At 58.9% G+C, this 23,233-nt stretch carries 22 protein-coding genes; 14 read left to right on the top strand and 8 right to left on the bottom strand.

The window, feature by feature from the left end; translation table 11 throughout:
* Nucleotides 1-9 precede the first annotated feature (9 nt).
* Both ugpA and ugpB read right to left on the bottom strand, forming a co-directional pair.
* Nucleotides 10-891: a sn-glycerol-3-phosphate ABC transporter permease UgpA gene (ugpA, locus tag G6L97_RS15180; protein WP_003510646.1), complete on the bottom strand. Its 882-nt coding sequence runs from the start codon at nucleotides 889-891 to the stop codon at nucleotides 10-12.
* A 68-nt stretch (nucleotides 892-959) separates the two neighbouring features.
* Nucleotides 960-2,270 carry a sn-glycerol-3-phosphate ABC transporter substrate-binding protein UgpB gene (ugpB, locus tag G6L97_RS15175; protein WP_174003538.1) on the bottom strand — a complete coding sequence of 437 codons (1,311 nt, stop codon included), beginning with the start codon at nucleotides 2,268-2,270 and terminating at the stop codon, nucleotides 960-962.
* 355 nt (nucleotides 2,271-2,625) lie between these two features.
* On the opposite strand from ugpB, the gene G6L97_RS15170 reads away from it, so the two are divergent.
* The 3 genes from G6L97_RS15170 to G6L97_RS15160 all read left to right on the top strand — a co-directional run bounded on the left by G6L97_RS15170 (nucleotide 2,626) and on the right by G6L97_RS15160 (nucleotide 4,539).
* Complete coding sequence (locus tag G6L97_RS15170) at nucleotides 2,626-3,732, top strand: CobW family GTP-binding protein (protein WP_174003224.1); 1,107 nt, start codon at nucleotides 2,626-2,628, stop codon at nucleotides 3,730-3,732.
* On the top strand, nucleotides 3,729-4,007 hold the full coding sequence (locus G6L97_RS15165) for a hypothetical protein (protein WP_174003223.1): 279 nt from the start codon (nucleotides 3,729-3,731) through the stop codon (nucleotides 4,005-4,007). The genes G6L97_RS15170 and G6L97_RS15165 overlap by 4 nt, the downstream gene beginning before the upstream one ends.
* 94 nt (nucleotides 4,008-4,101) lie before the next feature.
* Nucleotides 4,102-4,539 carry a YqaA family protein gene (locus G6L97_RS15160; protein WP_003510639.1) on the top strand — a complete coding sequence of 146 codons (438 nt, stop codon included), beginning with the start codon at nucleotides 4,102-4,104 and terminating at the stop codon, nucleotides 4,537-4,539.
* A gap of 83 nt (nucleotides 4,540-4,622) precedes the next feature.
* Here G6L97_RS15160 and zigA read toward each other — a convergent pair whose 3' ends face one another.
* Entirely contained in the window at nucleotides 4,623-5,828 is a 1,206-nt protein-coding gene (gene zigA / locus G6L97_RS15155) for a zinc metallochaperone GTPase ZigA (protein WP_003510636.1), read from the bottom strand.
* A 358-nt stretch (nucleotides 5,829-6,186) separates the two neighbouring features.
* On the opposite strand from zigA, the gene aztA reads away from it, so the two are divergent.
* The 9 genes from aztA to G6L97_RS15110 all read left to right on the top strand — a co-directional run bounded on the left by aztA (nucleotide 6,187) and on the right by G6L97_RS15110 (nucleotide 15,468).
* Entirely contained in the window at nucleotides 6,187-7,002 is an 816-nt protein-coding gene (gene aztA / locus G6L97_RS15150; RefSeq protein WP_065702999.1) for a zinc ABC transporter ATP-binding protein AztA, read from the top strand.
* Complete coding sequence (gene aztB / locus G6L97_RS15145; protein WP_003510628.1) at nucleotides 6,995-7,861, top strand: zinc ABC transporter permease AztB; 867 nt, start codon at nucleotides 6,995-6,997, stop codon at nucleotides 7,859-7,861. Before aztA ends, aztB begins: the two co-directional genes overlap by 8 nt.
* 29 nt (nucleotides 7,862-7,890) lie before the next feature.
* Nucleotides 7,891-8,874, top strand: a complete 984-nt coding sequence (gene aztC / locus G6L97_RS15140) for a zinc ABC transporter substrate-binding protein AztC (RefSeq protein ID WP_003510626.1) — start codon at nucleotides 7,891-7,893, stop codon at nucleotides 8,872-8,874.
* Between the two features lie 423 nt (nucleotides 8,875-9,297).
* Entirely contained in the window at nucleotides 9,298-9,990 is a 693-nt protein-coding gene (locus G6L97_RS15135) for a FadR/GntR family transcriptional regulator (protein WP_003510624.1), read from the top strand.
* Nucleotides 9,987-11,159: a PLP-dependent transferase gene (locus G6L97_RS15130; protein WP_003510623.1), complete on the top strand. Its 1,173-nt coding sequence runs from the start codon at nucleotides 9,987-9,989 to the stop codon at nucleotides 11,157-11,159. The genes G6L97_RS15135 and G6L97_RS15130 overlap by 4 nt, the downstream gene beginning before the upstream one ends.
* 37 nt (nucleotides 11,160-11,196) lie before the next feature.
* Nucleotides 11,197-12,456 (top strand): ABC transporter substrate-binding protein, encoded by a 1,260-nt coding sequence (locus G6L97_RS15125; RefSeq protein ID WP_003510621.1) that lies wholly within the window; start codon nucleotides 11,197-11,199, stop codon nucleotides 12,454-12,456.
* A 152-nt stretch (nucleotides 12,457-12,608) separates the two neighbouring features.
* Complete coding sequence (locus tag G6L97_RS15120) at nucleotides 12,609-13,553, top strand: carbohydrate ABC transporter permease (RefSeq protein ID WP_097100229.1); 945 nt, start codon at nucleotides 12,609-12,611, stop codon at nucleotides 13,551-13,553.
* A gap of 3 nt (nucleotides 13,554-13,556) precedes the next feature.
* Nucleotides 13,557-14,387 carry a carbohydrate ABC transporter permease gene (locus G6L97_RS15115; protein ID WP_003510396.1) on the top strand — a complete coding sequence of 277 codons (831 nt, stop codon included), beginning with the start codon at nucleotides 13,557-13,559 and terminating at the stop codon, nucleotides 14,385-14,387.
* A gap of 4 nt (nucleotides 14,388-14,391) precedes the next feature.
* Nucleotides 14,392-15,468: an ABC transporter ATP-binding protein gene (locus G6L97_RS15110; protein WP_025595914.1), complete on the top strand. Its 1,077-nt coding sequence runs from the start codon at nucleotides 14,392-14,394 to the stop codon at nucleotides 15,466-15,468.
* 10 nt (nucleotides 15,469-15,478) lie between these two features.
* On the opposite strand, the gene G6L97_RS15105 is transcribed toward G6L97_RS15110, so the two are convergent.
* The 5 genes from G6L97_RS15105 to G6L97_RS15085 all read right to left on the bottom strand — a co-directional run bounded on the left by G6L97_RS15105 (nucleotide 15,479) and on the right by G6L97_RS15085 (nucleotide 20,552).
* A complete protein-coding gene (locus G6L97_RS15105) occupies nucleotides 15,479-16,477 on the bottom strand; it encodes an ABC transporter ATP-binding protein (RefSeq protein WP_272438485.1) in 999 nt (332 codons plus the stop codon).
* Between the two features lie 12 nt (nucleotides 16,478-16,489).
* Nucleotides 16,490-17,314, bottom strand: coding sequence for a carbohydrate ABC transporter permease (locus tag G6L97_RS15100; protein WP_003510506.1), 825 nt, complete (start codon nucleotides 17,312-17,314; stop codon nucleotides 16,490-16,492).
* Nucleotides 17,315-17,326: 12 nt separating this feature from the next.
* Nucleotides 17,327-18,199, bottom strand: coding sequence for a carbohydrate ABC transporter permease (locus G6L97_RS15095; RefSeq protein WP_013761441.1), 873 nt, complete (start codon nucleotides 18,197-18,199; stop codon nucleotides 17,327-17,329).
* A 71-nt stretch (nucleotides 18,200-18,270) separates the two neighbouring features.
* Entirely contained in the window at nucleotides 18,271-19,548 is a 1,278-nt protein-coding gene (locus G6L97_RS15090; RefSeq protein ID WP_174003216.1) for a D-tagatose-bisphosphate aldolase, class II, non-catalytic subunit, read from the bottom strand.
* The gene (locus tag G6L97_RS15085) at nucleotides 19,545-20,552 is read right to left on the bottom strand and encodes a tagatose kinase (protein WP_174003213.1); all 1,008 of its coding nucleotides are present in this window, start codon (nucleotides 20,550-20,552) and stop codon (nucleotides 19,545-19,547) included. Before G6L97_RS15085 ends, G6L97_RS15090 begins: the two co-directional genes overlap by 4 nt.
* A 311-nt stretch (nucleotides 20,553-20,863) precedes the next feature.
* Between G6L97_RS15085 and G6L97_RS15080 the strand changes: the two genes are divergently transcribed.
* Both G6L97_RS15080 and G6L97_RS15075 read left to right on the top strand, forming a co-directional pair.
* Nucleotides 20,864-22,177, top strand: a complete 1,314-nt coding sequence (locus G6L97_RS15080; RefSeq protein ID WP_013761438.1) for an ABC transporter substrate-binding protein — start codon at nucleotides 20,864-20,866, stop codon at nucleotides 22,175-22,177.
* Between the two features lie 270 nt (nucleotides 22,178-22,447).
* Nucleotides 22,448-23,218, top strand: a complete 771-nt coding sequence (locus G6L97_RS15075) for a galactitol 2-dehydrogenase (protein WP_025595922.1) — start codon at nucleotides 22,448-22,450, stop codon at nucleotides 23,216-23,218.
* Nucleotides 23,219-23,233 lie beyond the last annotated feature (15 nt).

Genomic DNA, 23,233 nt, shown 5'->3' with positions numbered 1-23,233 from the left:
AGGAAATCCTCAGCCGTAGTGCACGCGCTTCTCGACGAAGCGGAACTGGAAGGCGGTCAACGCAATGACGATCACCATCAGGATGACGGATTGCGCGGCGGAAGAGCCGAGGTTCAGGTTAACGAAGCCATCATTGTAGACCTTGTAGACCAGTGTTTCTGTCGCCTTGGCAGGGCCGCCGCCAGTAACTGCGTGGATGATGCCGAATGTATCGAAGAAGGCATAGACGGTGTTGACGACCAGCAGGAAGAAGGTTGTCGGCGCCAGCAGCGGGAAAACGATGGTCCAGAAGCGCCGCGAACCGCGTGCGCCGTCAATGGAGGCCGCCTCCAGCAATGATTTCGGAATTGCCTGCAAGCCTGCGACAAAAAACAGGAAATTGTAGCTGATCTGCTTCCATGCTGCGGCTGCGACCACGAGCAGCATGGCCTGATTGCCGTTGAGCAGCGGGTCCCACATGATGCCGTTGCGGCGCAGGATGTAGGAGAAGGTTCCCATGGCCGGATTGAACATGAACAGCCACAGCATGCCAGCGACGGCGGGTGCCACAGCATAGGGCATGATCATCATGGTGCGGTAAAAACCCTTGCCGCGCACCACGCGGTCTGCCGCCGTTGCCAGAAGCAATGCCAGCCCCATCGAGACGAGTGCGGTCAGGACGCTGAAAATAACCGTGACGTGCAACGCGTTCAGATAGCTTTCATCCGAAAGTACGGCGGAAAAATTGGCCAGCCCGACGAAATTGCTGTTCAGCCCGAAGGCATCCTCGCGCATGGTCGACTGGTAGAGCGCCTGACTTGCGGGCCAGAAGAAAAAGATCACCGTCAGGATGATCTGTGGCGCGACCAGCAGATAGGGCAGGATCTTGTTGGGGAATACGACGCTTTGCACGGCGATCTCCTGATGAAATGGGAATACCGCCCGCACCGGGTAAGGATGCGGGCGGGGGCAGGGATCGTTTAGTTGCCGGTTGCCTGCTTGATGGCCGCATCACCGCGCGTGACAATCTTGTCGAGTGCGGATTTCGCGTCCTGCTTGCCGGCCAGCATCGCCTCGAACTCTTCGTTCATGATGTCGCGGACCTGCGGCAGGTTCACGAGGCGCACGCCCTTGGAGTTTTCTGTCGGTGGCTTGCCCATCATCTGCAGAAGCGGCGTTTCGCGGCCGGGATTCTTGTCATAGAAGCCGGATTTCTTGGTTTCCTCATAGGCCGCGATCGTTACCGGCATGTATCCGGAGACCTGATGCAGACGAGACTGGATCTTGGTCTGGGAAAGGAAATGGAAGAACTCGGCCACACCTTTATATTCGGCATCGCTCTTGCCGCCGAAGACCCAGAGGCTCGCGCCGCCGGGAATGGTGTTCTGCGGACCATGACCCTCGTAATAGGGAAGCTGGCCGATACCGTAATTCATGCCGGTCTTGATGATATCGCCAAGGCCGCCGGAGGATTCGGTAAGGATGCCGCATTCGCCGGACATGAACAGCTGCTTGGCTTCCGAAGTGCGCCCGCCGTAACGGAAGGTGCCGTCTTTCGCCAGGTCGGCAATGGCCTGGAAGTGTTCGACGAAGAGCGGCGCGTTGACGGCAAGCTTCACATCGGTGCCGCCCAGCCCGTTTTCATTGCTGCCATAGGAGACGTTGTTCCATGCGGCAAAGTTTTCGGTCTGGATCCAGGTCAACCATGTTGAGGTGAAGCCGCATTGGGCAGCGCCGCTTGTCTTGATCTTCTTGGCAGCTTCGAAAACTTCCGGCCAGGTCTTCGGCGGATTTGCCGGGTCAAGGCCTGCCTTCTGGAAGGTATCCTTGTTGTAATAGAGGATCGGCGAGGACGAATTATAGGGGAAGGACAGCATGGTCCCGTCAGGCTTGGAATAATAGGCGACGATGCCGGCCAGATATTCGTCCTTGTTGAAGGTGTAGCCACCTTCCTTCAGTACTTCTGCCACCGGTTTGATTGCACCGGCAGCACCCATCATCACGCCGGAACCGGCGTCGAAGACCTGAATGATCGCCGGCGGCTGCTTGGCGCGGAATGCCGCAATGCCGGCATTCAGGGTTTCCGGATAGGTGCCCTTGAAGACGGGCATGATCTTGTAGTTTGTCTGGCTATCGTTGAACTCTTTCGCGAGCGCGTCCACGACCTCGTTATTGGCGCCGGTCATGGCATGCCACCACTGAATTTCCGTCGCGGCGAATGCGTTCGATGTGACAAAAAACGAAAGCGCAGATGCCGCAGCAAGATGGTAGCTGAGTTTTTTCAAGGCGATTCCTCCCATTTTAAAAACAGTAAAAGATACAGCCCCTTATTGCAGCCTATCCTCCTCGATATAGCTGCGGGCGAGCTTTTCTGTATTAGCGGTCTGATTTAAAGCGAACTCTAATGAAAATGCAATAGACGGTGGAACGAAAAAAACGAAAGTGAACGAAACGGTTTTATTATTCCATTTTGGGTCCGCTTTGGTTTTTTCGTGTGCTTGCGGGCAAGGCTCGGGACGGGATACCGGAAGCGGTCTGCGGAGGCAATGTTCAAGAGGAATTTCTAACAAGGAGTATTGATATGTTATTACATTACGTATTAAGTCTCTCCAAGATTTGCTGCTTGAAGGTGCGGATGTGTTCGGAATGAAGCGGAAGAAGGCGGTTGCACCAGAAGACGTCTCGTCCGTCACCCCATCCACCGGAACGGTGCCTGTCACACTGCTTACCGGCTTTCTGGGGGCGGGCAAGACCACGCTTCTGAACGAGCTTCTGAGCGAACCGGAAATGCGTGGTGCCGCCGTCATCGTCAACGAATTCGGTTCGGTGCCCATCGATCACGGCCTGGTCCGCACCGGTTCGGAGCGTTATTTCAGGACCACGACCGGCTGCATCTGCTGCACCGCCACCAGCGATATCCGCACCTCGCTTTACGAGTTGCATCAGGCCTTTCTGGAAGGGGTGGTGCCGGAAATATCTCGTGTCGTCATTGAAACCACCGGCCTTGCCGATCCTGCGCCGATCATCAACAGCCTGATTCCCGGCGGTACGCCTGCCGCCGGCCTGCGCGACCATATCGTCGCCCGCCACTTTCATCTCTCCGGCGTCGTTACTGTTTTCGACATTACCTCCGGCCAAGCGATGCTCGACAGTTTCATCGAGGGCTGGAAACAGCTTGCCTTTGCCGATCACATTGTTTTGACCAAAACCGATCTCACTGACGGGGCGAAGATGGGCTGTGAGAGCCTCTCCGATCTCAATCCTGCCGCGCGTCTGCATGACCGCAACGCGCGCGACTTCAATCTGATGTCGCTGTTTGCGCCGGCGGATTATTCGTTGCGTAACAAGCCGGAAGACGTGACGGGCTGGCTTGCCGCCGACAGGCTGAGCCTGCATGCCGCGCACGGGCACGATATCAACCGTCATGGTGCGGGGGTAGAGGCGTTCGATTTGACGTTCGATGGGGCTTTCGATCCGCAGGCGATCGTTACCTTTCTCGAACTCGTCACCAGCAACGTGCATTCCGGTCTTCTACGGCTCAAGGGAGTTTTCGGTGCGACGGATGATCCGGACCGTCCAGTGGTCGCCCATGCCGTGCAGCACCGGCTTTATCCGCTGAGCCGTCTGGAAAGCTGGCCGGATGGCAACCGTGCAACCCGTGTTGTCCTCATCGGCATGGATATGCCGCAGCAGCCGATCCGCGATCTTTTCGAGGCATTGGCCTCGCAGGCAGCAAGAAAGGTTTCCCGATGACGGCAAGAGCAAATCCGCTTGCACGCAGCGGCTCTGCGATAGTCTCTCAGGCCCGTCTTGTGAAACACTGGACGCGGGAGCTGCTTGCCCTCCGCGAAGACGAGATCGTTTCCGTCAACGAGATTGCCTGCGTACAGCCGGATTGCCCACCGAAGGAAACGGTAATCCTCGTTTTGTCCGCATCCGGCGAAACCCGGCAATTATCAATTCACCAGGCGCTGCTGGATATAGAGCGTGATGATATCGTCAGATCCGTTGCCGCCAATCCGCCGTAAGGCCATCTGTATCGAACGCCATGGCGCTTGACGACAGGTGTCGTCATCCGGCACTTCAGGAGCAGCGGGATTCGCTAGATGTGAAGGGTACGGAATGGCCGATCTGGCGGTATATGCGGGTTTGTTTCTGACGGCTTTTGTCGCGGCAACAATCCTGCCCATGCAGTCGGAGGCCGCACTTGCCGGCCTGATTCTTTTGAAGTCCCAGCCGGTCTGGCTGCTGGTTACTGTTGCCAGCGCTGGCAATGTCGCCGGATCCCTCGCCAACTGGCTGCTCGGCCGTGGCATCGAACGCTTCCGGCATCGGCGGTGGTTTCCTGTGGGGGAAGCCGCGCTGCAACGTGCCCAGAACTGGTACAGGCGTTACGGCAAGTGGTCGCTGCTGCTCAGCTGGGCGCCGCTGATCGGCGATCCGCTGACGGTTGCGGCCGGCATCATGAAGGAGCCGCTGCCGGTTTTTCTTTTGCTTGTTACCATTGCCAAGGTTGGGCGTTATCTTGTGCTGACGCTGGTGACGCTGAATTTTCTTTGAATTGCGTTGCCGATACCTTCTCCCCGGCGGGGAGAAGGCGAAAGAGGCATCCGCTCGTCAAAAAGGTTTGAGTTGAGAACCAATCAAGCCGCCTGCCGGTCCCAGCTGGCGAAGGGGTCGGGCAGGTGTCGCCATGCGTCCGGGGTGAAGGCATCTGTGTCGATCAGGCACGCATCGAGCTGCGCGCGGATGCGCGCTTCGCTCATGGGATCGGAACCGATGAAGACGATTTCCTGCCGGCGGTCGCCAAAGACCGGGTCGAGATAGGGCTTCATCATGTCGAGGAACTGCTGCTCGCGCGGCCATTGCTCGCTCGGCACGGCGGACCACCAAAGGCCCATCTTGCCGGTGCGCACCAGTGCGCCGGCCTGGCTTATCTCGCCGACATAAGCTGGCCGCGTGGCCAGCCAGAAGAAGCCTTTGGCGCGCACCACACCCGGCCAGGCGCGGTCGATAAAACGCTGGAACAGCACGGGATCGAAAGGCTTCCTGGCGCGGTAAACGAAGGAGCGGATGCCATATTCCTCGGTTTCGGGAATGTGGTCCTTGAAACCGTGCAACTCCTTGAACCACAGCGGGTGTTCTTCGGCCTTGGCGAAATCGAAGCGGCCGGTGCCCAGCACCTCCTTCAGTTCCACCTTGCCGAAATCGGCCTCGATGAGTTTCGCATCCGGGTTCAGCCCGACGATGATCTTGCGGGCGGCGTCCCGCTCATCCGGCGTGGCAGTGCCGATCTTGTTGAGGACGACGACATCGGCAAATTCGATCTGCTCGACCAGGAGGTCTACGATGGTTCGGTTGTCGCCTTCGCCTGCCGTCTCACCACGGTCGGCAAGAAAGTCAGAGGAACCGTAGTCGTTGAGAAGATTGGCGGCATCCACCACCGTTACCATCGTGTCCAGATGCGCGACATCGGAAAGGCTGCGACCGTTTTCATCGCGAAAATCGAAAGTGGCGGCCACCGGCAGCGGCTCGGCAATGCCGGTGGATTCGATCAGCAGATAATCGAACCGGCCCTGTTCGGCGAGCGCGCGTACCTCATTCAGAAGGTCGTCGCGCAGCGTGCAACAGATGCAGCCATTGGTCATTTCCACAAGCTGTTCCTCGGTGCGCGAAAGATTGGCGCCGCCATCTCGCACAAGCGCCGCATCGATATTGATCTCGCTCATGTCGTTAACGATCAACGCGACCCGCAGACCGTCGCGGTTGGCGAGAATATGGTTGAGAAGCGTTGTTTTTCCGGCACCAAGAAAGCCGGAGAGGACAGTGACAGGAAGTTTTTTCGACATGCGGGCCTCGTTTTATTAGCGGTGGTAGCGTGGGAGTCATCGTCGTCACGACTTGCGGTAGAGAACGACGGGGCTAGTGGTCACCTCGCTTGTTGTTTGTAACGTAATAACATTACATAAGCGCAGCGTGTCAACTGGCTTTAGAAAAATTGCTTGCCGGATGCTTCCTTCGGCTTGTCCAGGGAATCCAGAACCTGGCACGACCATACCCCCGAGGTGATCCTGGAGGTTTCGTCCAATGTGAGATGGAACCTACCTTTCCGATAGTTAATGTTATTTCATTACATATTCGTTTGACGAATGTAATAACATTACATATGAGGGGGTCATCAAATGACATCATGCCCCGGAGGGATCGATGAACGATCCGTGCCTTGCCTTTAAAAATCTGACACTCGGATATGCCGGCCGCGCGGCGGTGCATCATCTGGATGGCGATATTGCCAAAGGGTCGCTCACGGCGGTGGTCGGCGCCAATGGGTCGGGAAAGTCGACGCTGATGAAGGGCATCGCCGGCATTTTGAAGCCACTTGGCGGTGAATGCCGGGTTACTCCAGGCGTTTCCGTCGCCTATCTACCGCAGCAGTCTGAACTCGACCGTTCCTTTCCGGCACAGGTGCGCGATCTGGTCGCGCTTGGTCTCTGGCCCAAACGCGGCCTGCTCGCTCGCCATCGCCAGTCGGACCGGGCGGCCATGGCTCATGTGCTGGAAGCGGTCGGACTTTCTGGCTTTGAAAAACGCAATATCGATTCACTCTCCGGCGGCCAGATGCAGCGCGCCCTTTTTGCCCGCGCCATGTTGCAGGATGCGCAGCTGATTTTGCTGGATGAGCCCTTCAACGCTGTCGATGAGCGCACCGTCGCCGATCTCATGGTGCTGATCAAAGCATGGGTTGCCGAGGGGCGCACGGTTCTGGCCGTTCTTCATGACTACGAGCTGGTGCGTCAGCATTTTCCGCAAACGCTTCTGCTTGCCAGACGGTTGGTGGGCTTTGGCCCGACACGGGAGGTTTTAAGGCCCGAAATGATGCAGCAGGCACGACGGTTTCACGAGGCATGGGACGGCGACGCCCCATGGTGCGAACCCGCAGCAGCGACGGTGAACGCCGACCTGGCGGAAAAGCCGCAGGATTTCCCCAAACACTCGCAGGCGCATTCGCATATCCATGTCTGATTTCTTCATCGAGCCATTCATCCAGTATGTCTTCATGCAGCGTGCGCTTGCCGGTGCCTTGATCCTTGCTGTCAGTTGCGGGCCGGTCGGGGTGTTTCTGATGCTGCGCCGCATGAGCCTGACGGGTGATGCCATGTCGCACGCCATTTTGCCGGGGGCGGCGGTGGGCTTTCTGTTTTACGGGTTGGAGATTTTGCCGATGACCATCGGCGGGCTGGTCGTCGGTCTTCTGGTGGCACTGGGTGCCGGTGCGGTTTCGCGCTTCACCATCCAGAAGGAGGACGCCTCGCTTGCAGCCTTTTACCTCATTTCTCTGGCACTCGGCGTGCTGCTCGTCTCCTGGCGCGGCTCCAGTGTCGATCTCATGCATGTGCTTTTCGGCACGGTGCTGGCACTGAACAATGAAGCGCTCGGCCTCATCGGCGGTATCTGTGTCGTAACGCTGACGGTGATGATGGTTTTCTGGCGCGCGCTGCTGGCGGAATGCCTCGATCCCCTGTTTCTGCGCTCGGTCAGCAACTGGGGGAGTCCCGTGCACTTCCTCTTCCTCGCCATCGTCGTCCTCAATCTGGTCGGCGGGTTTCAGGCGCTCGGAACCCTGCTTTCGGTTGGCCTGATGATGCTGCCCGCTGCCGCCAGCCGCTTCTGGTCCAATCGCGTCGCGCCAATGTGCTTCATCTCGATCGGCATCGGCATGGTCTCGTGTTTTGCAGGCCTGCTTCTGTCCTATCACGCGTCGCTGCCATCAGGTCCGGCGATCATCCTGTCCGCAGGCGTCATTTATGTCCTGTCCATCGTCGTCGGCACACGCGGTGTGCTTCGCGATCTTCTCGGTTCCGGTCGTCACAGAACGGCCTGAAACAGCGTTTGAAAAAAGGAGAACCCTTCATGTTCCAAACCCTACGTCTTGCTACCTGCGTAAGCCTTCTCTCCCTTTCCCCAGTCCTGATGGCGCAGGCTTCTGCGGCTGAACTCAAGGTCGTGGCCAGCTTCTCGATCATTGCCGACTTCGCGAAGAATGTCGGCGGCAACCGCGTCGAAATCACCACGATCGTCGGACCTGACGGCGACGCGCATGTCTACGAGCCGCGCCCGGCCGATGCCGTTGCCGTCAGCAAGGCGGATGTTGTGCTGGTGAACGGCCTTGCATTTGAAGGCTTCCTTAAGCGGCTGATCGATACCAGCGGCACAAAGGCGCCGGTGGTGGAACTGACCAAGGGCGTGAAACCCCTCAGGATTTCCGACGAGCCAGCCGGTCACGCACATCCGGAAGCCGAGGAAGAGGCGGGTCACGACCACAAGGCAGAGGAAGCGCATGACCATGAGGGACACAATCACGGTGAATTCGATCCACATGCCTGGCAGTCAATCAAGAATGCGGAAATATACGTGAAGAACATCGCCGGCGCATTTTGCGAGGTCGACAAGGCCGGTTGCGCAACTTACACCGCCAATTCACAGGCCTATATCGCCAAGCTCGCGGCTTTGAACGAGAAGGTGAAGACCGAGATCGCCGCCATTCCGCCGGAAAAACGCAACATCATCACCTCACATGATGCCTTCGGTTATTTCGAGCATGCCTATGGTCTCGAATTCCTGGCGCCGGAAGGTATCTCGACGGATTCCGAAGCGTCTGCCGCCGACGTCGCCAAGCTGGTGGATCAGATCAAGCACGACAAGGCCTCGGCGATCTTCGTCGAAAACATCACCGACAAGCGGTTGATGGACCAGATTGCCAAGGAAACCGGCCTGAAAGTTGGCGGAACGCTTTATTCCGACGCGCTCTCGACAGCCGACGGCCCGGCCGCAACCTATATCGATATGGTCAACCACAACATCGATACCATCAAGGCGGCCGTGCTTAGCCAGTAAGAAGACAAAACGGGCGAGGGTGGCACCAGCCACCCTCAGACACCTGACTAACGTATCCCCACACTCGATGTCATCCTCGGGCCCGTTCCGGGGATCCAGTCACGTATCGTAAAATCAATAGCTGGCAGATGCTCGCGATTGGCCCGAGCACGACGGAGGAGAAGTTTTTTCCTTCTGTCCTAGGCCCTACGGTCGATTGTGCCGTCTCGCAAATTTTGCCCAGCCGGTAAGCCTTCTCCAGCGTTACCAACGCCCAAATCTCTAATTTCCTTCTATTTTTCCCCGAATACGCGGTTCAACAGGGATGTGATCTCCCTGTTTAGGCTGCTTGCGTTCCCCGTTGACAATCGATCAACCGTTTGAAATGGTAAGATGTCAGACCAATTCAAAGGGTAAGTCTTGAATAGATTCAGCCGCGAACTGATGCAGCCTATTCCACCCAGCGACCGTGTGCGCCAGGTCGAGGCGGCACTCTCCGATTACGTCGAGAGGGCGGGACTGAAGGCTGGAGATCGGTTGCCGGCCGAGCGAGAGCTGATGGTGGCGCTGGGTGTCGGCCGTTCCACCATTCGCGAGGTCATCCGTAAATTTCAGGCGCTGGGCGTTATCGACAGCCGCAAGGGCAGTGGCAATTATCTGCTAAAGCCGATTTCCGCCGCAACCGTCCATATGCCTATCTCCATCGATGCCGAAAGCCTGCGCGATGCGTTGTTGATGACGTTGGAAGTCCGGCGTGGCATCGAGGTTGAGGCCTCGATGGCTGCGGCGCGCCGGCGCACGGTGGAGGATATCGCCACGATGGAAGCGCGGCTCGATGAGATGGAGCGGGTGCATCTGGCTGAAGGCACGTCCGGCAAGGCCGACCTTGCCTTCCACCTCTCCATCTATGACGCCACGCATAATTCGCTGTTCAAGCAGCTGCTCGAGCAGATGCGCGAAGGTTTCGAACGTTTCTGGCTGAAGCCTTTCGACCGGCCGGACTTTGCAAGCCGCTCCTTCCCTTTTCACCGCACGCTGTTCAACGCCATCGCCGCCGGCGATGCGGAGACCGCCCGTGAAGAAACACTGAAAATCCTCGCTGTCGTCGAGGAGGATATCAAGGACATGTCGAAATGAACCAAGGCAACGATCTCTTCGATCCCGCCTCTCTGATCGTCGCCCATGACGAGACCCACGCTTTCGAAGCTGTGGTCCCGCCGCTTGTGCAGACTTCGCTTTTCACCTTTTCCAGCTACGACGAAATGGTTTCCACCTATCGCGGCGAAAAGGTGCGGCCGGTCTATACGCGAGGGCTCAACCCGACCGTCAGGATGTTTGAGGAAATGCTGGCAAAGCTTGAGGGCGCGGAAGATGCGCTTGGCTTCGCCAGCGGCATGTCGGCCATTTCCTCCACCGTTCTCTCCTTCGTTTCGCCGGGTGACCGCATCGTCGCGGTGCGCCATGTCTATCCCGATGCGTTTCGCCTGTTTGGCACCTTCATGAAGCGCATGAATGTCGAGGTGGTCTATGTCGACGGCCGCGACGAGGCGGCGGTTGAAAAGGCTATGCCCGGCGCGAAGCTCTTCTACATGGAAAGCCCGACCAGCTGGGTGATGGAGGCCCATGATGTCGGTGCGCTCGCCGCGATCGGCAAGCGCCATGGCGCCGTCACCGTCATCGATAATTCCTGGGCAAGCCCTGTCTTCCAGCAGCCGATCTCGCTCGGTGTCGATCTCGTCGTGCATTCGGCGTCGAAGTATCTCGGCGGGCACAGCGATGTGGTCTCCGGCGTGGTTGCCGGTTCAAAGGCAATGATCGACCGCATTCGTGCAGAGACCTATCCCTATCTCGGTGGCAAGATGTCGCCCTTCGATGCGTGGTTGCTGATCCGCGGCTTGCGCACCCTGCCGCTGCGCATGAGGGCGCATCAGGCATCGGCGTTGGATATTGCCAGCCGCCTGCAGGCGCTCGATGTGGTGGAAAAGGTTTGCCATCCGGGATTGGCGAACCGCCTGCCGCCCGGCCTCAACGGTACGTCTGGCCTGTTTTCCTTCATTTTCAAGGAAGGGGTGGATGTGCGCGCTTTTGCCGACCGCCTCAAACTTTTCAAACTGGGTGTTTCCTGGGGTGGGCATGAAAGCCTGATCGTCCCGGGTGAAGTGGTGCTTGAACAGAAGGCGCAGCCAAACTCCGCCCACACGTTCGGCATCAGCGCGCGTTCCGTGCGCCTGCATGTCGGACTGGAGGGCACAGAAGCGCTCTGGAACGATCTCGAACCCGCGATCAAGGCGGCCTCGGCCGTCTGACGCGTCTTAAAACTGACGACAAAAAGGGGAGAACGACATGAAAAAACTGGTAGCAGCAGCAATCTTTACCGCCCTGATGACCGGAACGGCGCTGGCGGATACGACCTTGAAACTGGTCGAGGTCATTACAAGTCCCGAACGGACGGAAACGCTGAAGGGCATCGTCTCGAAGTTCGAAACTGCCAATCCCGGCACCAAGGTGGAGATCATCTCGCTGCCCTGGAGCGAGGCCTTCCAGAAATTCGCCACGATGGTCTCCGCCGGCGATGTGCCTGATGTCATGGAAATGCCCGACACCTGGCTTTCGCTTTATGCCAATAACGGCATGCTCGAAAGTCTCGAACCCTACCTCGCCAAATGGGAATACACCAAGGGTCTGAGTGAACGCACGCTGGAACTCGGCCGTGATGTGAAGAACACGGCCTATATGCTTCCCTACGGCTTTTATCTCCGGGCCATGTTCTACAACAAGAAACTGCTGGAACAGGCTGGAGTGAAGGAGCCGCCGAAGACGCTCGACGAATTCGCCGATGCCTCCAAGAAGGTTGCAGCACTTCCCGGCAAATACGGTTATTGCCTGCGTGGCGGGCCGGGCGGACTTAACGGCTGGGTCATGTTCGGCGCGTCCATGGCGGGATCGAACGAGTTCTTCACCAAGGACGGCACCTCCACCTTTGACAGCCCTGGCTGGGTGAAGGGCCTGACCTATGTGATCGATCTCTACAAGAACGGGTTGGCGCCGAAAGACAGCGTCAACTGGGGCTTCAACGAGATCGTCGCGGGCTTTTATTCCGGCACCTGCGCTTTCCTCGATCAGGATCCGGACGCCCTTATCGCCATTGCCCAGCGCATGAAGCCGGAAGATTTCGGCGTCATGACCATGCCGAAGGGACCTGACGGCAAGACCTTCCCGACCATCGGTTTCGCCGGCTGGTCGATCATGTCGGCATCCGCCAACAAGGACCTCTCCTGGAAACTGGTCGAGACGCTGGAAGGGCCGGAAGGCAATATCGAGTGGAACAAGAAGACGGGTGCGCTGCCGGTGCACAAGTCGGCGGAGAAGGACCCCTTCTACGCCAGCGAGCAGTTCAAGGGCTGGTTCGACGAACTGGCGGACAAGAACGCCGTGCCGACGAAGATGCCGACCTATCTTGAGGAATTCGCATTCTTCAAGGATTCACTGGTTATCAAGACATCGCAGGAAGCGCTTCTTGGCGATATCTCACCGGAAGACCTCGCCAAGCAATGGGCTGACTATATGACGAAGGCGCAGCAGAAGTTCCTCGCCTCCAAATAAACCACACGGTTGGCCGCGCGAGGTTTGAACCCGCGCGGCCGTTCTTGCGGGCTGTCCCAAACGGCAGGCCCCATTTCAAAACGTGCGGACCGGCTGGCCAGAAGCGTTAGAAAAACCTGTCCGCCCCGCCGTCCGATCAGGAGCGATCAATCATGTCCTATGCCCATGGCGCCGGACCCGTGGCCGCGCGCAACCGCGTCGGCAAGCCGGCAATGCAGCGTTTTGCCGACTGGGCCGAACCCTGGCTCTATAGTGCGCCGGTTCTCGTGCTCATTGTTGCCGTCATGCTGGTGCCGCTGGTGCTCGGCCTGTCCTATGCGTTTCGCGACGTGCAGCTGCTCAATCCTTTTTCCGGCGGTTTCGTTGGCTTGAAACATCTGGAGGCACTGTCGCAGGATGCGGCCTTTTACCGGGCGCTGAAAAATACGCTGTGGTGGACGGGGGCTTCGGTATTCCTGCAGTTTTTCTTTGGTCTCATTCTGGCGCTGCTGCTGGACAAGCCGTTCGCGGGCAGGGGGCTGGCCCAGGCGCTGGTGTTTCTGCCATGGGCCGTGCCAACCTTTCTTGCCGGTCTCAACTGGGCTTGGCTGTTCAATCCGGTCATAGGACCGCTGCCGCACTGGATGGTCTCGCTCGGGCTTCTCTCCGCGCCCAACAATATTCTTGCCGATCCGCAGCTTGCCATGTGGGGGCCGATCATCGCCAATGTCTGGTGGGGCATTCCTTTCTTCGCCATCACATTGCTTGCCGCACTTCAGGCGATCCCGCGTGATCTTTACGAGGCCGCTTCCATTGACGGGGCAAACCCGTTGCAGCGCTTCACCTCCATCACCCTCCCATTTCTCGCACCCACCATCGCCATCACCGTTTTGCTGCGCACCGTCTGGATCGCCAATTTTGCCGATCTCATCATCGTTATGACCAATGGCGGACCGGCAGACCGCACCCAGATCGTTGCGAGCTACATCTTCACGCAGGCCTTCCGGCGGCTCGATTTCGGTTATGCCTCGGCCATCGCGCTGGTACTTCTGGTGCTGCTTCTGGCCTATTCCATGCTCATCGTGCTCCTGCGCCAACGCCTTATCGAGAAGGACTGACCGATGACATCAAGGATATTCCTCACCCTTGCCCATCGCCTGGCGATCCTCGCCTATATCGTCTTTGCGCTGTTTCCGCTGTTCTGGCTGCTCAAGGTCTCGGTCACGCCGAATGACCTGCTTTATAGCGAAGGCGTGCGAATGTGGCCGTCGCACGCGACGCTGGATCATTATCGATATGTCATAGAAAACAGTGCCTTCCCGACATTTTTTAAGAACAGCGTCATCGTTGCCGGCTCCACGGCACTTGCCGTTACGGTGCTCTCGTCACTGTCCGGTTATGCGCTGTCGCGGTTCCGCTTCAAGGGCAAATACTGGATCGTGGCGCTGATGCTGATTACCCAGATGTTTCCGCTGGTCATGCTGGTCGCGCCGATCTTCAAGATGCTGTCGCCGCTCGGCCTCACCAACAGCCTGACGGGTCTCGTCATCGTCTACACCGCCTTCAACGTGCCGTTTGCCACTTTCCTCATGCAGTCATTCTTCGACGGTATTCCGAAGGATCTGGAAGAGGCGGCGATGATCGACGGGGCAAGCCGCTTCACGGCATTCCGCCAGATCATCCTGCCGCTGACATTGCCGGGCATCGCTGCGACGCTGGGATTCGTCTTCACCGCCGCGTGGAGCGAGTTGCTGTTTGCGCTGATGCTGATTTCGGGCAACCAGAGCGCCACATTCCCGGTCGGGCTGTTGACCTTCGTTTCAAAATTTTCCGTCGATTTCGGGCAGATGATGGCGGCGGGTGTGCTGGCGCTCATTCCGGCCTGTCTCTTCTTCCTGCTCATTCAACGTTATCTCGTGCAGGGCCTGACGGCCGGCGCGGTGAAAGGATAATCCCATGGCTTCCATCGAGCTGAAGAATGTCGGCAAGACCTATGGCGACCTTGCGGTCCTGCACGGGGTCGATCTGAAGATCGAGGACGGCGAATTCATCGTCCTCGTCGGCCCTTCCGGCTGCGGAAAATCGACACTGCTGCGAATGATCGCCGGTCTGGAGGAGATTTCAGCGGGCGAATTGACCATCGACGGTGAGCGCGTCAACGACCGCAAGCCGAAGGACCGGGATATCGCCATGGTGTTCCAGTCCTATGCGCTTTATCCGCATATGAGCGTCGCCGACAATATGAGCTACAGCCTGCGCCTGCGCCGCAGCACCAAGGAGACAATCGCGGCGGCCGTGGCCGGTGCTTCGGCGAAACTCGGTCTCGATCCCTATCTGGCGCGCCGTCCGAAGGCGCTTTCCGGCGGCCAGCGCCAACGCGTCGCCATGGGCCGGGCCATCGTGCGCCAGCCTAAGGCTTTTCTGTTCGATGAGCCACTCTCCAACCTCGATGCACGGCTTCGCGAGCAGATGCGGGCCGAAATCAAGCGCATGCATGCTGATCTCGGCGCCACCTCGGTTTATGTCACCCATGACCAGATCGAGGCGATGACGCTAGCATCCCGTATCGTCGCGATGAATGCCGGCCATGTGCAGCAGATCGGCGCACCGCTCGATCTCTACGATCGCCCAGCCAATCTGTTCGTCGCTGGTTTTATCGGTTCGCCGGGCATGAATTTTCTGGAAGGACGGCTCGGACGGGAGAATGGCGGTAGTTTCGTCGTGCTCGGCGATGGCACACGCCTCGAACTCGGCCGCGACGTGAAGCTTGCCGATGGTGAGCCGGTCACACTCGGTATCCGGCCGGAACATGTCACCGTCTCGCCTGCGGATGGTGCTGTCGAGGCGACCGTCGATCTCGTCGAGCCGACGGGTCTCGGCATCATCCTGCACCTGACCGTGCATGGATTGCCCTTCAAGCTGTTTTCGTCTGATCGGGCGCTGTTGCAGCCGGGCAAGTCCATGCGGGTCGGTTTCCCGCAGGAACGGCTTCATGTTTTTGACCGAAACGGTGTCAGGATCGACGAGGCCTGAACTTAAGGCGTCATATCGCGATGCCCTTGTCATCGAACCTGTGGATTTTGGCATCATCTGGTGTGATGAAGACGGTATCGCCGTGTTTGCATTCGAATTCACCGTCGGTTCTGGCGGTGATGGGGCCGATGCCGGGGACGTCGAGGTGGAGGAAGGTGTCGGAGCCGAGATGCTCGGCGACCGTGACCCTGCCCTGCCACAGCCCGGTTTCTTTCGACAGCGTCAGGTGCTCGGGCCGCACGCCGGCGGTGGTCGCACCCTTTTGCCGGGCGTAATCGCCGGTCACCAGGTTCATGCGCGGCGAGCCGATGAAGCCGGCGACGAAGAGGTTGGCGGGCGAGCGGTAAAGCTCCATCGGCGAGCCGACCTGCTCGATATTGCCGCGGTTGAGGACCACGATCTTGTCGGCCATGGTCATGGCTTCCACCTGGTCGTGGGTGACGTAGATCATCGTCGTCTTCAGCGTGTTGTGCAGCTCGGAGATTTCCAGCCGCATGGTGCCGCGCAGCGCCGCATCGAGGTTGGAGAGTGGCTCGTCAAACAGGAACGCCTTCGGTTCGCGCACGATGGCGCGGCCGATGGCCACGCGCTGGCGCTGGCCGCCGGACAGTTGCGAGGGCCGGCGTTCGAGATAATCGGTGAGGTTGAGGATGCGGGCGGCATCGTCGACCTTCTTGTCGATGACGGCCTTGTCGAGCTTGGCCATCTTCAGCGGGAAGGCGATGTTGTTCCTGACGCTCATATGCGGATAGAGCGCATAGGACTGGAACACCATGGCAAGGCCGCGCTCGGCCGGGGCCTTTTCGGTGGCATCGTTGCCGTCGATGACTATTCTGCCGCCGGAGACGTCTTCCAGCCCGGCAATCAGGCGCAGCAGCGTTGACTTGCCGCAGCCGGATGGGCCGACGAAGACGACGAACTCGCCGTCATGGATGTCGAGATCGATCGACGGGATGACTTTTGCCTCGCCGAAGAGCTTGGACACGTTCTGAAGGGAAATGCTGCCCATTATTGTCGTTCCTTATTTCACGGCGCCAAAGGTGAGGCCACGCACGAGTTGTTTCTGCGAGAACCAGCCGATGACGAGAATGGGGGCGATCGCCATCATCGAGGCGGCCGAGAGCTTGGCCCAGAACAGCCCCTGCGGTGAGGAGAAGGAGGCGATGAAGGCCGTCAGCGGTGCCGCATTGGTGGTCGTCAGCCGGATGGTCCAGAAGGATTCGTTCCAGGCAAGAATGACGTTCAGGAGCAGCGTCGAGGCAATGCCCGGAACCGCCATTGGGGTCAGTACATGCACGATCTCGTTCCAGAGCGAGGCACCATCCATGCGGGCTGCTTCCAGGATCTCGCCGGGGATTTCGCGGAAGTAGGTATAAAGCATCCACACCACGATCGGCAGGTTGATGAAGGTGAGCATGACGGTCAGCCCAATGCGGGTATCGAGCAGGCCGGCATTGCGGAAGATCAGGTAGATTGGCACCAGCACCGCCACCCCCGGCATCATCTTGGTGGAGAGCATCCACATCAAAATGTCCTTGGTGCGTTTGGTCGGCGAGAATGCCATGGCCCAGGCGGCGGGAATGGCGATCATGAGCGCGATGATCGTCGAGCCGAGCGACAGCACGACCGAGTTCATGAACGGCTTGAAGTAATCGCGCTGGGTCTGCACGGTGATGTAGTTTTCGAGCGTGCCCGAGGGAATGAGGCTGAAGCCTGCAATCGCCTCCGGCTCGGTCTTGATCGAGGTGAGGAAGGCGTAAAGGATCGGGAAGAACAGCAGCAACGCCACGGCCCATGCCGCGATGGTGAAGCCGATCTTTGCGCGTGTCGTTGTCTTGCGGGCCATGATCGCTTCTCCTTAACGGTCGAGGTTCTTGCCGACGGCGCGCATCAGGAAGATGGCGACGATATTGGCGAGCACGACGGCGATGATGCCACCGGCCGATGCGCCGCCGACGTCGTAGCCCAGAAGCGCCGTGCGATAGATGAGGAAGGCAAGGTTGGTCGAGGCATAGCCGGGGCCGCCATTGGTGGTGACGAGGATTTCCGCGTAAACGCCGAGCAGGAAGATCGTCTGGATGAGGATGACGACGGTGATGGCGCGGGCAAGATGCGGCAGCGTCAGGTAGATGAAGCGGTTGATGAAGTTGGCGCCATCCATCTCGGCCGCTTCCTTCTGCTCGCCATCGAGCGACTGGAGGGCGGTGAGCAGGATCAGCGTGGCAAAGGGCAGCCATTGCCAGGCGACGATGATGATGATGGAGAGCAGCGGAAACTGCGCGAACCAGTCGACCGGCTGCAGGCCGAAGAAGCGGGACAGATCGGCAAGCACGCCGTAACCGGGATGCATGATCATGTTCTTCCACACCAGCGCCGCAACAGGCGGCATGACGAAGAAGGGCGAGATGATCATGATGCGCACGATGCCCTGACCGAAGATGTCCTGGTCAAGCAGAAGCGCAATCGCAATACCGCCGATGACGGTGATCAGAAGCACGCCGCCGACGATGGCAAGCGTGTTGAAGATCGACTGGAAGAAGGCCGGATCGGTATAGAAATACTGGTAATTGAACAGGCCCGCGAAGCTGACATTGGCAGGGTTGAGCAGATTGTAGTTCTGGAACGAAAACCACAGCGTCATCGCCAGGGGCACGATCATCCACACCAGCAAAAGCAGCACCGAAGGCGCAAGCATAACCCGCGCCAGACCGCTCGTGTTTCGTGTTGCCATTGGTAGTCCCCTCCATGACCGATACCCGCAACGTCCCCGCCGGGACATCCGAATTTAACTTGACGATTGTCTTAGCAGCGACCTTCGCCCGTCGCCGCATGGTAGGTTGCTAGCACCTGATCCACCGCGGCGATCAGAACCTCCTCCATATCCTTGCCTGCAACCGTGGCGAGCGGCAGCTCGCCGAGGTATTGGCGCAGCAGGGTTTCGGGAATTGTCTTCCCGTCAAGCGCCTTATGCAAGGCGGAAACGGCTGCGAGCGCCTCGGGCCTTGTCCAGTAATAGCGAATGCGGTCGCTGTAGCTGTAGTGACGCTGCAATCTGAGCGTGATGTCATCACCATGGTAATGACCCTGCCAGTCGCCGGGCGCGCCGAGCATCAGCTGTTCCATGGTCCGCGCCAGCGGCCGGTCGCCATAGCCGCCGACCATCTCGGATGCGATCATATCGAGAGCGTAGAGTGCTTCGCGGTAAGCGAAGGTCAGCCCCGGACCGACTTTCAGGATCGGATATCCATCGCGCACAAGGGCGCCAAGCGCTGCTCTCGTTTGATAATCCGTCGAGTGTGCCTCAAAGACCAGTTGCGGTTCGCCGTCCAGTACGGCGCTGAGCGCCGTGGCCGCATCCGGATTGTAAGCGACGACATTGTCGCTGCCGAATTCCACGCCGGGCTGCACGACAAAGGCGATGACCCGTTCGAACGCATCGGAAAGACCGTGCTGCGCGAATATCTCACGGTGCAGGTCAATGGTCATGCGCGCCGCCTGCGGCTCGGTGGGCGCCACCGTGTCGAGCACGTGATCGGCGCCGCCCGGCACCGGCACTTCGGTGCCGAGAATGTAAAGCGGTTTTGGCAGCCCCGCCTCGGCGGCTGCCTTTTCGGCGACAGCCGCGAGTTTTGCCGCACGATTGGCAATGGTCACGTCATCCAGTGCGGCCGGCTCACCGGCGCAGCCCATCGACGCATCCAGATGAATCTTGCGAAAACCGGCTGTGACGTAGGCTTCGACCATGGTGGCTGCTTTTGTCAGCGCGTCCTCGGCTTTCTCCTTGCGCCAGGGATTGGGACCGAGATGATCGCCGCCGAAAATCAGGAGCTCGCCGGGCAGTCCTTCTTCCTGCGCAATGCTGTTGACGAAGGTAACGAAGTCGCGCGGCGTCATGCCGGTATAACCGCCGAGATGATTGACCTGGTTGCAGGTGGCCTCGATCAGCACGGCTGTTTGACCGGCAGCGGCGCGGCGGATTGCGGCGCGCAGGACAACGGGGTGGGCAGAGCAGACCGAAGTGATGCCTGCGGGCTTGCCGGCACGGCGCGCGGCGGCGAGGATTTCCAGAATGGCAGTCATAGGACTTCCTCCGACAATAGCGCGGTCATGAAGGCGTCAAGTTCGGCAAGGCTGGCAGCGCCCTCCATGGGGCCGCGCTTTATGACGTTGTGCGCGCCGGATGCATTGGCATAGGCGAGCGCTCTTTCGGGATGCATGCCGAGGCGGCGGCAGGTGAGGTAAGTTGCGCCGAAACAGTCGCCGGCGCCGGTCGGATCGATTTCGGAGACCGTCAGTCCGGGGGCGTCGATGCGGCCATAGGCGCGGCTGAAGTGGCTGGCGCCTTGCGCGCCGCGCTTCAGCACGATTTCGCCGATACCGGAGGCGAGGAGCTTTTCTATCGCTGTGTCCTCGTCATCCAGACCGGAGGCAGCTTGAAGTTCTTCGCCGGAAGGCAGCAGAAGGTCGGTGACATCAAGGAGATCGTCGATCAGCTTGCGGCCCTCGTTACCCTGCACCAGTTCCTTGCGGATGTTCGGATCGAAAGACACCGAGCCGCCGCGCGCCTTGACGCTTTTGATCGCCTCGAGAATGATCTCGCCGATACCGGTAATCGCAAACGCCGATCCCATGACGTGCACATGGCCGGCCTGTTCGATGAGGGCCTGCGCCTTATCAGTCATGTGCGTTTCGCGCGCTGCGGAATGGGCGATGTTGAAAACGAAATCCCGTGCGCCGTTTTCCCTGTAGCGGACAAAAGCGCTGCCGGTCGGCCGGTCCGCAATGATGGCGATGGCCGATATGTCCACGCCGTCACGGCGCAGCCGCTCGATGTTGAGGCGGCCGAAATCGTCATCTCCAACAGCCGCGATAATGCCGGCGCTGCCGCCGCAACGCGCGACCTGATCGATGAAAATGGCGGGCGCGCCGCTTGGAAAGGGGCCGATCAGCGTTTGCGGCTCGAGAAAGCCGTCGCCCACTGTCGTCGCCATGATTTCCACGAGGATTTCACCCGCCGTAATGGTCGGGCCTTTCGCGTGCGGCGCAAGTGCGGATACCTGCCTCATCATCTCCTCCATATGCATTCGGCTCCCACCTTTCCGGTGGGTAAAAATCCCCGGCGTCCCGGCTCTGTTATTTTCCGGATATCAGTTAAAATTTACGCGCGTCAAGATATTTTTTGATGATGTTTTTGTTGCGATGCAGCAAGTAAAGCGGATCATGTAATTATTTTTGATGACATTATCAACTTTAAAACAGCGAGTTATAGCAATATATCCAAGAGTGCTCACGTCACAGTTTATTTTTGGATGTTGACAAATGGCGCGATTTTGCGAGATAAAAATTTACGCATGTATTGTTATGCGTGGACATCCGTAAAGGAGGAGCGGGTCTCATGAGCAAATTCATTGGAATTCTGTCGTCGTCTGTGGTTGGAGCGGGCCTTTTGGCCGGACTTGCGCAGGCGGAAGAAATCAACATCGCCACCGTCAACAATGGCGACATGATCATCATGCAGAAGCTTTCCAGCGCCTGGGAGAAGGAAACAGGAAACAAGATCAACTGGATCGTGCTGGAAGAGAATGTTCTGCGCGAACGCGTCACCACCGATATCGCCACCAATGGCGGCCAGTTCGACATCATGACCATCGGCGGTTACGAAGCGCCAATCTGGGGCAAGCAGGGCTGGCTGGCTCCGGTCGATGATCTCGGCGACGATTACGATTACGCCGATCTGCTCGATCCGATCAAAAAAGGCCTGACGGTGGACGGCAAGCTTTACGCGGTGCCGTTTTATACCGAAAGCTCGTTCACCCTTTACCGCAAGGACCTGTTCGACGCGGCCGGCCTGAAAATGCCTGATAATCCGAGCTACGACCAGATCAAGGACTTCGCGGCCAAGCTGACGGACAAGTCGAAACAGCAATATGGCATTTGCCTGCGCGGCAAGCCGGGCTGGGGCGAGAACATGGCTTTCCTCGGCACCATGATCAATACCTATGGTGGACGCTGGTTCGACATGGACTGGAAGCCGCAGCTGACGAGCGAGCCGTGGAAAAAGGCGATCTCGGATTATGTTGCGCTGATGACCTCCTACGGCCCGCCCGGGGCGGCGACCAACGGCTTTAACGAGAACCAGACGCTGTTCGCATCCGGCCATTGCGCCATGTGGATCGACGCTACTTCGGCTGCGGGACGTATCTACGATCCCAAACAGAGCCAGGTTGCCGACAAGACCGCTTTCACGCGTGCTCCGGTAGAGGCAACGCCGAACGGATCGAGCTGGTCGTGGTCATGGAACCTTGCAATTCCGAACACCACGAAGAAGCTCGAAACCGCCAAGTCATTCGTTAAATGGGCGACCTCGAAGAACTATGTGAAGACGGTCGGCGAAAGCGAAGGCTGGGTCGCCGTGCCGCCCGGTACGCGCAAATCCACCTATGAGCTGCCAGAATACAAGAAAGCCGCACCCTTTGCGGATACGGTGCTGAAAGCCATCATGTCCGCCGATCCGTCGAAGCCGACAAAGGATCCGGTTCCCTATACCGGCGTGCAGTTCGTCGCCATACCGGAATTCCAGTCGATCGGCACGGTTGTCGGCCAGCAGATTGCGGCAGCACTCTCCGGCCAGCAGACCGTCGATACGGCGCTCGAAGGCGCCCAGAAACAGGTCGAGCGTGACATGACCCGCGCGGGCTACATCAAGTAGCCGCGTCCTCCCGGCGTGCCGCCCGTTCGTCACTTTGGCGGCGGGCGGCATGGGTGGGGCTGGCGCACCCGCCGCCCTCATTCCTGTGCTTGTCACAGGAATCCAGTCAGCCCAAGCCCTTGGGCTGAAAAGGACTCTCTCGCCACGCAGACGCGCGTCGGCTGTATTCCTGTGACAAGCACAGGAATGAGGGGAGTGAGAAAATCGCATCTAACACAAACGCGCATGGCCGAGTTCATCCATTACCCGCCATGCATCACGGAGATCGACATGAGATTGAAGAACAAGGTCGCGCTGATTACCGGCGCCGCCCGCGGCATCGGCCTTGGTTTTGCGCAGGCTTTCGCCGATGAGGGTGCAAAGGTCATCATCGCCGATATCGATATTGCCAGGGCGACCGCTTCTGCAGCCGCTATAGGCCCATCCGCCAAGGCCATCCGTCTGGACGTGACTGACCTTGGTCAGATCGATGCGGTTGTAAAGGCGGTCGATGAGGAATTCGGCGGCATCGATATTCTCGTCAACAATGCCGCGATCTTCGATATGGCGCCGATCAACGGCATTACCGAAGAAAGCTACGAGCGGGTTTTCGACATCAATCTCAAGGGGCCGCTTTTCATGATGAAGGCCGTCTCCAATGTCATGATCGCGCGTGCGCGCGGCGGCAAGATCATCAATATGGCGAGCCAGGCCGGTCGGCGCGGTGAGGCGCTCGTGACGCTTTATTGCGCTTCCAAAGCGGCGATCATTTCCGCCACGCAGTCGGCGGCGCTGGCGCTCGTCAAACACGGCATCAACGTCAATGCGATTGCGCCGGGTGTCGTGGATGGCGAGCATTGGGAAGTGGTCGATGCGCATTTCGCCAAATGGGAAGGCTTGAAGCCGGGTGAGAAGAAGGCGGCGGTGGCCAAATCCGTGCCGATCGGCCGTTTCGCCACGCCTGATGACATCAAGGGCCTTGCAGTTTTCCTCGCCTCTTCAGACAGCGACTATATTCTCGCCCAGACATATAATGTCGACGGCGGCAACTGGATGAGCTGAAAAGCCGGAGATGAC

The organism is Agrobacterium tumefaciens (assembly GCF_013318015.2).
In the GTDB taxonomy this organism is placed as follows: Bacteria; Pseudomonadota; Alphaproteobacteria; order Rhizobiales; family Rhizobiaceae; genus Agrobacterium; species Agrobacterium tumefaciens.
This window is presented reverse-complemented; position numbering and strand designations above follow the sequence as displayed.

Coding starts and splice junctions, on each gene's coding strand:
- G6L97_RS15170 (WP_174003224.1), top strand. CDS start 2,626: ATGAAGCGGAAGAAGGCGGTTGCACCAGAAGACGTCTCGTCCGTCACC.
- G6L97_RS15165 (WP_174003223.1), top strand. CDS start 3,729: ATGACGGCAAGAGCAAATCCGCTTGCACGCAGCGGCTCTGCGATAGTC.
- G6L97_RS15160 (WP_003510639.1), top strand. CDS start 4,102: ATGGCCGATCTGGCGGTATATGCGGGTTTGTTTCTGACGGCTTTTGTC.
- zigA (WP_003510636.1), bottom strand. CDS start 5,828: ATGTCGAAAAAACTTCCTGTCACTGTCCTCTCCGGCTTTCTTGGTGCC.
- aztA (WP_065702999.1), top strand. CDS start 6,187: ATGAACGATCCGTGCCTTGCCTTTAAAAATCTGACACTCGGATATGCC.
- aztB (WP_003510628.1), top strand. CDS start 6,995: ATGTCTGATTTCTTCATCGAGCCATTCATCCAGTATGTCTTCATGCAG.
- aztC (WP_003510626.1), top strand. CDS start 7,891: ATGTTCCAAACCCTACGTCTTGCTACCTGCGTAAGCCTTCTCTCCCTT.
- G6L97_RS15135 (WP_003510624.1), top strand. CDS start 9,298: ATGCAGCCTATTCCACCCAGCGACCGTGTGCGCCAGGTCGAGGCGGCA.
- G6L97_RS15130 (WP_003510623.1), top strand. CDS start 9,987: ATGAACCAAGGCAACGATCTCTTCGATCCCGCCTCTCTGATCGTCGCC.
- G6L97_RS15125 (WP_003510621.1), top strand. CDS start 11,197: ATGAAAAAACTGGTAGCAGCAGCAATCTTTACCGCCCTGATGACCGGA.
- G6L97_RS15120 (WP_097100229.1), top strand. CDS start 12,609: ATGTCCTATGCCCATGGCGCCGGACCCGTGGCCGCGCGCAACCGCGTC.
- G6L97_RS15115 (WP_003510396.1), top strand. CDS start 13,557: ATGACATCAAGGATATTCCTCACCCTTGCCCATCGCCTGGCGATCCTC.
- G6L97_RS15110 (WP_025595914.1), top strand. CDS start 14,392: ATGGCTTCCATCGAGCTGAAGAATGTCGGCAAGACCTATGGCGACCTT.
- G6L97_RS15105 (WP_272438485.1), bottom strand. CDS start 16,477: ATGGGCAGCATTTCCCTTCAGAACGTGTCCAAGCTCTTCGGCGAGGCA.
- G6L97_RS15100 (WP_003510506.1), bottom strand. CDS start 17,314: ATGGCCCGCAAGACAACGACACGCGCAAAGATCGGCTTCACCATCGCG.
- G6L97_RS15095 (WP_013761441.1), bottom strand. CDS start 18,199: ATGGCAACACGAAACACGAGCGGTCTGGCGCGGGTTATGCTTGCGCCT.
- G6L97_RS15090 (WP_174003216.1), bottom strand. CDS start 19,548: ATGACTGCCATTCTGGAAATCCTCGCCGCCGCGCGCCGTGCCGGCAAG.
- G6L97_RS15085 (WP_174003213.1), bottom strand. CDS start 20,552: ATGCATATGGAGGAGATGATGAGGCAGGTATCCGCACTTGCGCCGCAC.
- G6L97_RS15080 (WP_013761438.1), top strand. CDS start 20,864: ATGAGCAAATTCATTGGAATTCTGTCGTCGTCTGTGGTTGGAGCGGGC.
- G6L97_RS15075 (WP_025595922.1), top strand. CDS start 22,448: ATGAGATTGAAGAACAAGGTCGCGCTGATTACCGGCGCCGCCCGCGGC.